We start from the raw sequence: 8,286 nt of genomic DNA, 5'->3' as shown, positions 1-8,286 counted from the left end.
GCTCGCGCAGCACGTACAGCAGGCTCTCGCCCTCCCAGACGTCGTCGACCTGGCGGGCCTCGCCGTTGACCGTGGTGTTCAGGCGCATGACCGGTACTCCTGCCAGGCCCAGCCCAGGGTGCGCCGGGCCAGCACCGCCAGCGCGTGCCGGCGGTAGCGCGCGGTGCCCCGCAGGTCGTCGATGGGCGCGGCGGCCGCGGCCACCAGCTCGCCGAACCGGGCGGCCAGCCCGTCCGGCAGCTCGGCGCGGGACTCCCACAGCCCGCCCGCGCCCAGCTCGCCGGCCAGGAACGTCTCGGCCTCCAAAGCCCGCACCGGGGTGGGAGCGGCCGAACCGATGCCGGTCCGCACCGATCCCGGCGCCGGGTGCAGGGCAACCGCGAACGAGCAGACCGCGATCACCATCGCATTGCGGGTGCCGACCTTGGCGAACTGGCAGGGTCCGGCGCCGGGCGGGATCCGCACGGCGCGGATCAGCTCGTCCGGTGCCAGCGCGGAGCGCTTCGGCCCGAGGTAGAACTCGTCCACCGGAATGTCCCGACTGCCCCGCACCGAGGCCACCTCGACCGTGGCGTTCAGGGCCAGCAGCACCGGATGGCTGTCGCCGGCCGGCGAGGCCGAGCCGAGGTTGCCGCCGATCGAGCCGCGGTTGCGGATCTGCGGGGAGCCGATGGTGCGCGATGCCATCGCCAGGCCGGGCAGCCGGTCGCCCAGCTCGGTGATCACCCGGGCGTACGGCAGGGTGGCGCCGAGCACCAGCTGCTCGCCGTCGGAGGCCCACTCGGCCAGCTCGCCGACCGGGTTCAGGTCCAGCAGCGCCTCGGGCCGGCGGCGGTCGAAGTTGATCTCGACCATCAGGTCGGTGCCGCCGGCCAGCGGCGCGGCAGCCGGCTGCTCGGCCTTGGCCGCCAGCGCGTCCGGCCACGAACCCGGTCGCAGGAAGTCCACCCGCCACTCCCTTCCGTTCAGGGCACGATAGCCGGGCAGGATCGGAAATGCGCGGTGCTCGGGCGTTACGCGGATCCGCGGTTCTCTCAGGGCCAGGCGGGCCCGGCGTCCGGCGCGTCGTCGGCCAGCACCTGGCCCTCGATCAGCCCGTACGGCCGGTCGGCGGCGAGGTAGACCTCGTTGTCGTTGGGCTGCCCGAAGGGCTGGAGGTCCACCAGGAAGTGGTGCTTGTTCGGCAGCGCCAGCCGGACCTCGCAGGCCTCGGGCACCTCGGCCAGCACCCGGCAACCCATCGCGTAGAGGGTCTGCTGCAGCGAGTAGCTGTAGGTGCTTACGAAGGCGTCCACCAGCGCCTGCCGGGCCCGCGCATAGGCCGCCGCCCAGTTGCAGTCGGCATTCCGGAACCGCCAGCGGGCCTCCACGCTGGTGGCGAGTATCCGGTCGGTGGTCTCGGCCAGCGTGGTGAACTCGTCCCGGGCGAAGCCCCAGAACTCCGAGTCGGTGGTGTTGAGCAGGGTCAGCTCGCGCAGCCCGCCGACCACCCAGCTGCCGGACTGCTCGTCGTGCAGCACGGTGACGGTGCGGACCTCGGCCCCGGACCGGACGAGTGAGTGCGGCCCGACCGCCGTCCAGCCGTAGCTGTGCAGCTGCACCCGAGCCCGGGAGATGCCGGCCTGGCGGTCCACGAAGTGCCGGGCCAGCGTTAATGCGAACACCTCGGGCTCGACCGCGCCGAGCTGCTGGGCCAGCGCGTAGACGGTGTTCTTCTGGGTGTCGGTGGGCAGCACCCGGTCGTTGGCGCCGGACAGATGCACCTCGCGCATGTCGCCGGCCAGGCTCACCGAGACGTTCCAGTCCGACAAGGTGTGCGGCTCGGAGCTCCGGTCGACGCGCACCACCCGGACCTCGGCCTTGCCGTACCGGTTGTCGCCGAGGATCGCCATCAGCCCGAACCCGCCATCAGCTGCCCCGGTAGGTCGAGTAGGCGAACGGGCTGAGCAGCAACGGCACGTGGTAGTGCTGGCCGGCCCCGGTGGCCCGGAAGCTGACCACCACCTCGGGGTAGAACGCCTCCGGCCCCAGGTAGCTGCCGGTGTCGAAGACCAGCCGGTAGCTGCCGGCCGCGAGCCCGGTGGACAGGTCGGCGATCCGGCCGTCCGGCCCGGTGACCCGCTCGGTCAGCAGCGTCCAGCCGTCGCCGACGTGCTGCTCCAGCCGCACCGGCAGGCCCGACGCCGGACGGCCGCGCACCGCGTCCAGCACGTGGGTGGACAGGCTCATCGGAACGCCTTGGCCAGCCGCAGCCGGACGATCTTGACCAGCTCGCCGCGGACCACCTCGCGTTCGGCGATCGGGTCGTTGCGCAACCGGAACCGCAGCGCGGCCAGCATCGTCTCGGCGGACAGGCCGGTGGCGCAGATCAGGAAGACGTGGCCGAATCGCTGCTCGTAGGCGAGGTTCGCGGCGGTCAGGTCCCGGCGCACCTGCTCGGCGGCGCCGGCGGTGCCGGCCTGCTCCTGCCGGGACCAGCTGTCAGAACGGCTGTCGGACGTGGCGCGTTCGCCGATCCGGGGATGGCTGGCCAGCACCGCCGCCAGCTCGGACCAGTCCAGCGTGGCCAGCAGGGCGTCCGAGGCGGTGGTGAGCCGGTCCAGCCGGGCGTACGGGCGGCCGCTGACCAGCCCGGAGATCCAGCGCCGGCTGGTGCAGCACGGCATCAACTCGGCGGCGGCGTCGGCGGCCGGGGCCGAGTCGAACTCGGCTACCGGTATCGGGCCGACCTGTGCCGGGTCCACACCGCACCACCACCCCTCTCGCCCCAACCTAGCGCGAGGGCACCGAAAAGGGCTCGGATTGGCCGGCCGGACGTGTTGGATGAGGCGGTGACCGATTGGAGGAGGCGGTGACCGACGACGTGCTGGTGCGGGCCCGCCGGATCGTCACCCCGGCCGGTGAGCGGCCCGGTGCGGTGCGGGTCAGCGGTGGCCGGATCGTCTCGGTCGAGGAGTTCGACGCACCGGCTGGTCCGCCGTCCGACGGCAGCGCCGAGGTGCGCATCGACGACGACTGCGTGCTGCTGCCCGGCCTGGTGGACTCGCATGTGCACGTCAACGAACCCGGCCGGACGGAATGGGAGGGCTTCGCCACCGCTACCGCGGCGGCCGCGGCCGGCGGCATCACCACGCTGGTCGACATGCCGCTCAACAGCATCCCGCCGACGGTGGACCTGCCGGCGCTGCGGGCCAAGCAGCAGGCCGCCGCGGGCCGGGTGCACGTGGACGTGGCCTTCTGGGGCGGCGCGGTGCCGGCCAACTGCGCTGGATCCGGCGGCGAGCTGCGCGATCTCCACGATGCCGGGGTGGCCGGCTTCAAGTGCTTCCTGCTGGACTCCGGGGTGCCGGAATTCCCGCCGCTGGACCGGGCCGGCCTGCGTTCGGCGATGGCGGTGATCGCCGGCTTCGACGGGCTGCTGATCGCCCACGCCGAGGACCCGGCGGTGATCGCCACCTCCGCCCGGCCCGGCGGGCCCAGCTACCAGGACTTCCTGGCGTCCCGGCCGGACTCCGCCGAGACCGAAGCGATCGGCTGGCTGCTGGACGCGGTGCGCGAGACCGGCTGCCGGGCGCACCTGGTGCACCTGTCCAGCGCCGCCGCGCTGCCGCAGCTCGCCGCCGCCCGCGCCGAGGGGCTGCCGGTCACGGTGGAGACCTGCCCGCACTACCTGTCCCTGGCCGCCGAGCAGGTGCCGGACGGGGCGACCCAGTTCAAGTGCTGCCCGCCGATCCGGGACGACGCCAACCGGGAGCGGCTGTGGCAGGCGCTGGCCGACGGCCTGATCGACTGCGTGGTGTCCGACCACTCACCGTGCACCGCCGAGCTCAAGCGGCTGGACACCGGGGACTTCGGCGCCGCGTGGGGCGGCATCGCCTCGGTGCAGCTGTCGCTGCCGGTCACCTGGACGCAAGCCAGCAGTCGCGGTCACAGCCTCGCCGAGCTGGCCGGCTGGATGGCCGCGGCGCCGGCCCGGCTGGCCGGGCTGGCCGGCAAGGGCGCGATCACGGCTGGCTATGACGCCGACTTCGCCGTCTTCGCCCCGGAGGAGAGCTTCGAGGTGGACCCGGCCCGGCTGCTGCACCGCAACCCGGTTACGCCGTACGCCGGGGTTAGGCTGCGCGGCGTGGTGCGACAGACCTGGCTGGCCGGCCGGCCGATCGACGGGCGCGTCCCGCTGGGTCGGTTGCTGCGTCGGGGCGAGCGCCGGGCGGGCACCCGATGAGCGCGAGCACCCGGTGAGCGCCCATCCGGCCGAGTTCCGCGCCCTGCCCGACCTCGCCGGCCGGGCCCTCGGCGCCGGCGTGGTGTGGAGCAACGACGACTTCTTCGCCAGCGCGCACAACCTGATCAATCCCGGGCCGGCGGGCCACGACCCGGCCGCCTTCGACGCCCGCGGCAAGGTCTACGACGGCTGGGAGACCCGGCGCCGGCGCGACGATCCCGGCCGGCTCGCGGCCCATCCTGCGGACGAGGTGATCGTCCGGCTGGCGGTGCCCGGCATCGTCCGGGGGGTGCTGATCGACACCAGCCACTTCACCGGCAACTACCCGCCGTACGCCTCGGTGGAGGGCGCCACGCTGCTCGGCTACCCGCCGGCCGACCAGCTGCGGGCCACCGACTGGACCCCGCTGCTGGCCCGCTCCGAGCTCGCCGGCGACACCGAGAACGCCTTCGCGGTGTTCGCCGCCGACCGGCTGAGCAGCCACGTCCGGTTGCGGATCTACCCCGACGGTGGCGTGGCGCGGCTGCGGGTGCACGGCGAGCCGGTCGCCGACCCGCGGTTCCTGGGCGGCCGGGTGGACCTGGCGGCCACCGTGCACGGCGGCCGGATCATCGGCTGCAGCAACCGGTTCTACTCGGCCCCGGCCAACGTGCTGGCTCCTGGCCGGTCGGCGGTGATGTCGGACGGCTGGGAGAACGCCCGCCGCCGCGACGACGGCAACGACTGGCTCGACGTGGGCCTGGCCGGCGCCGGGGTGCTGCACTCGGTGGTGATCGACACCTCCCGGTTCGTCGGCAACGCCCCCGGGGCGGCCCGGCTCTCCGACCTCGACACCGGCGCGGAGCTGCTGCCGCGCACCGAGCTGCTGCCCGACACCGAGCACCGGTTCAAGATCGGCTCGTCCGCGCCGGTGCGCCGGGTGCGCCTGGACGTCTACCCGGACGGCGGCATCTCCCGGCTGCGGCTGTTCGGCGAGCTCACCGCCGAGGCGCGCGCTGAGCTCGGCCGCCGCTGGCTCGCCCTGTTGCCCGGCCCGCTCGCGGCCGGCATCGCCGCCGACGAGCTGTTCGACTGATGAGCCCGTCCGCCGATCCCCGGCTGGTCGCCGAGCTCGCCGGTCGGGCCGAGGCACTGCTGGCCGGCGACGACGCCGAGCGGGCCCGCCGCTACCCGGGGCCGTCCGCGGCCCGGCAGCCGGTGCACACCGCCTATGTCCCGGCCGATCGGTTCTCCGCCGCCACCCCGCGGCAGTGGGGCGAGGCGGCCCTGCAGGCGCTGGCCGAGCACGGCCCGCTGCCCGGTTTCGACGAGCCCGAGCACCGTGCGGTGCGCGCCAAGCTGGAGCGAGAACCGATCGAGGACCTGCGGATCGACTTCGAGGACGGCTACGGCATCCGCCCGGACGAGGCGGAGGACGCGGCTGCGGTCGCGGCGGCCACCGCGCTGGCCGAGCTGCTGGCCACCGGTTCAGCGCCGCCGTTCACCGGCCTGCGGATCAAGTCCCTGGAACCGGCGGTCCGCCGCCGCGGGCTGGCCACCCTGGTGCTGTTCCTGGACACCCTGCTCGGCCGGACCGCGTTGCCGGCCGGCTTCCGGATCACCCTGCCCAAGGTCACCTCGGTGCTCCAGGTGCAGGCGATGGCCGAAAGCTGCGCCGTGCTGGAGGACCGGCTGGGCTTGGCCGCCGGGCAGCTGCGGTTCGAGATCCAGGTGGAGACCCCGCAGGCCGTCCTCGGCCCGGACGGCACCGCGCTGGTGGCTCCGATGCTCACCGCCGCGGCCGGCCGGTGCGCCGGCCTGCACTACGGCACCTATGACTACAGCGCCTCGCTGGGTATCGCCGCCGCCTTCCAGTCGCTGGACCACCCGGCCGCCGACCACGCCAAGGCGGTGCTGCAGGTGGCCGCGGCCGAGACCGGCGTCCCGGTGTCCGACGGCTCGACCAACGTGCTGCCGGTGGGCGACACCGCCGCCGTCCGGGCCGCCTGGCGGCTGCACGCCGACCTGGTGCGGCGCTCGCTGGAGCGCGGTTTCTACCAGGGCTGGGACCTGCACCCGGCCCAGCTGCCCAGCCGGTACGCCGCCACCTTCCGGTTCTTCACCGACGGGCTGGCCGCCGCACAGGCCCGGCTGGCCGCCTACCGGCAGCGGCTGGAGACCGGCATCGCCGACGAGCCGGCCACCGTCCGGGCGCTGACCGACTACCTGGCGCGCGGGGTGGCCTGCGGGGCGATTACCGAGCAGCAGGCGGGCACGCGGAGCTGAGGAACGAAGCGGAGTAGTCGGGCACCGCGGGGACGGAACCGGCGCCCGGCGGCTGACGGTAGGGTGACCCGGTGGCATTGGCGCTATATCGGAAGTACCGCTCTGCCGACTTCTCCGAGGTGATCGGGCAGGAGCACGTCACCGCTCCACTGATCCAGGCGTTGACGGCCGGCCGGATCAACCACGCATACCTGTTCTCCGGTCCCCGGGGCTGCGGCAAGACCTCCAGCGCCCGGATCCTGGCCCGGTCGCTGAACTGCGAGCAGGGCCCGACGGCCACCCCGTGCGGGGTGTGCCAGTCCTGCGTGGAGCTGGCCCCCAACGGCCCCGGCTCCATCGACGTGATCGAGATCGACGCGGCCAGCCACGGTGGTGTGGAGGACGCCCGGGACCTGCGGGAGCGGGCCTACTACGCACCGGTGCGCGACCGCTACAAGGTCTACATCATCGACGAGGCCCACATGGTCACCACCCAGGGCTTCAACGCGCTGCTCAAGCTGGTCGAGGAGCCACCGGAGTTCCTGGTGTTCATCTTCGCCACCACCGAGCCCGACAAGGTGCTGCAGACGATCCGGTCCCGCACCCACCACTACCCGTTCCGGCTGATCCCGCCGTCAGTGCTGCGCGGCCACCTGGAACGGATCTGCCAGGCCGAGGCGGTGACGGTCGAGCCGACGGTGTTCCCGCTGGTGGTGCGCGCCGGTGCCGGCTCGGCCCGCGACTCGCTGTCGGTGCTGGACCAACTGCTGTCCGGCGCCGGGCCCGAAGGGGTCACCTACGCCCGGGCGGTCGGGCTGCTCGGCGTCACCGACTCGGCCCTGCTCGACGACATGACCGACTCGCTGGCCGTCGGGGACGCGGCCGGGGTGTACGCCACCATCGACCGGGTAGTGGAGGCCGGCCACGACCCGCGGCGGTTCGCCGCCGACCTGCTGGACCGGTTCCGGGACCTGATCGTGCTGGACGCGGTGCCCGACGCGGTGGACAAGGGGTTGATCGACTACGCCGGCGACCAGGCGAGCCGGATGGCCGACCAGGCCCGCCGGATCGGGCTGGCCAGCCTGGTCCGGTTCGCCGACATCACCCACACCACGCTGACCGACATGCGGGGCACCACCTCGCCCCGGTTGATGCTCGAGCTGCTGTCGGCCCGGATGCTGCTGCCGGACGCCGCCGCGGACTCGGCCGCGCTGCTGCAGCGGCTGGAACGGCTGGAGCGTCGGCAGGGGATGGCGGCTTCTTCGGCATCGGTGGCGTCCGTGGCTTCGGTGACGACCGTTGCGGCGAGTGGGCAGCCGGCGGCTGAGACCGAGCAGCCGGCGGCCCGGCCATCGCGGCCGAGGGCCACGGAACGGCAAGCCGAGCCCGCAGAACCCGAGGTACCCAAGGCAAGACCTGAGGTACCCACGGCGAAACCCACACCGTCGAAGGCGGAGCCAACGCCGCAGGCGGAACAGCCGGTGGCCGGTATCGAGCAGCCTGACCGCTCAGGTACCGAGCAGCCGGCACCCGAGCAATCCACCGCTCCGGCCGAGCAGCCGGCCGCGGAGCCCGAGCCCACCGCCGTAGTGACAGCCGCGACCTCGACCGTCGTAGTGACCGAGTCCGCACCGGACTCCAACGCGCTGCGGCAGTTGTGGCCGGAGGTGATGGCGGCGCTGCGGGACCGCAGCAAGGTCAAGTGGGCCATGATGAACGAGGTGGTGATCGCCTCGGTCGAGGGCGAGGTGGTCAACCTGCTGGCCCCGGCCGGGCTGGCCAAGCGGATCGCTGACGAGAGCAACCTGTCGGTGCTG

General features: G+C 73.7%; 8 protein-coding genes. 4 read left to right on the top strand and 4 right to left on the bottom strand.

The window, feature by feature from the left end; genetic code table 11:
* Nucleotides 1-78 precede the first annotated feature (78 nt).
* The 4 genes from VLJ82_RS00465 to uraD all read right to left on the bottom strand — a co-directional run bounded on the left by VLJ82_RS00465 (nucleotide 79) and on the right by uraD (nucleotide 2,744).
* Nucleotides 79-948 carry an FAD binding domain-containing protein gene (locus tag VLJ82_RS00465; protein WP_408661350.1) on the bottom strand — a complete coding sequence of 290 codons (870 nt, stop codon included), beginning with the start codon at nucleotides 946-948 and terminating at the stop codon, nucleotides 79-81.
* 86 nt (nucleotides 949-1,034) lie between these two features.
* Nucleotides 1,035-1,895, bottom strand: a complete 861-nt coding sequence (gene pucL, locus VLJ82_RS00460) for a factor-independent urate hydroxylase (RefSeq protein ID WP_408661351.1) — start codon at nucleotides 1,893-1,895, stop codon at nucleotides 1,035-1,037.
* Nucleotides 1,896-1,908: 13 nt separating this feature from the next.
* Entirely contained in the window at nucleotides 1,909-2,229 is a 321-nt protein-coding gene (gene uraH / locus VLJ82_RS00455) for a hydroxyisourate hydrolase (RefSeq protein ID WP_408661349.1), read from the bottom strand.
* Nucleotides 2,226-2,744 (bottom strand): 2-oxo-4-hydroxy-4-carboxy-5-ureidoimidazoline decarboxylase, encoded by a 519-nt coding sequence (gene uraD, locus VLJ82_RS00450; RefSeq protein WP_408661348.1) that lies wholly within the window; start codon nucleotides 2,742-2,744, stop codon nucleotides 2,226-2,228. The genes uraH and uraD overlap by 4 nt, the downstream gene beginning before the upstream one ends.
* A gap of 107 nt (nucleotides 2,745-2,851) precedes the next feature.
* On the opposite strand from uraD, the gene allB reads away from it, so the two are divergent.
* From allB to VLJ82_RS00430, 4 genes are all read left to right on the top strand, one after another.
* Nucleotides 2,852-4,225 (top strand): allantoinase AllB, encoded by a 1,374-nt coding sequence (allB, locus tag VLJ82_RS00445; protein WP_408661347.1) that lies wholly within the window; start codon nucleotides 2,852-2,854, stop codon nucleotides 4,223-4,225.
* Between the two features lie 13 nt (nucleotides 4,226-4,238).
* Nucleotides 4,239-5,300 (top strand): allantoicase, encoded by a 1,062-nt coding sequence (gene alc, locus VLJ82_RS00440; protein ID WP_408661346.1) that lies wholly within the window; start codon nucleotides 4,239-4,241, stop codon nucleotides 5,298-5,300.
* Nucleotides 5,300-6,490 (top strand): DUF6986 family protein, encoded by a 1,191-nt coding sequence (locus VLJ82_RS00435; RefSeq protein ID WP_408661345.1) that lies wholly within the window; start codon nucleotides 5,300-5,302, stop codon nucleotides 6,488-6,490. The genes alc and VLJ82_RS00435 overlap by 1 nt, the downstream gene beginning before the upstream one ends.
* A 71-nt stretch (nucleotides 6,491-6,561) precedes the next feature.
* A partial coding sequence (locus VLJ82_RS00430) for a DNA polymerase III subunit gamma and tau (protein ID WP_408661344.1) occupies nucleotides 6,562-8,286 on the top strand: 1,725 nt, incomplete at its 3' end.

Source organism: Jatrophihabitans sp. (assembly GCF_035474675.1).
GTDB lineage: Bacteria > Actinomycetota > Actinomycetes > Mycobacteriales > Jatrophihabitantaceae > Jatrophihabitans_A.
The sequence above is the reverse complement of the archived record's forward strand: the minus strand, read 5'-3'. Positions and strand labels throughout refer to the sequence as shown.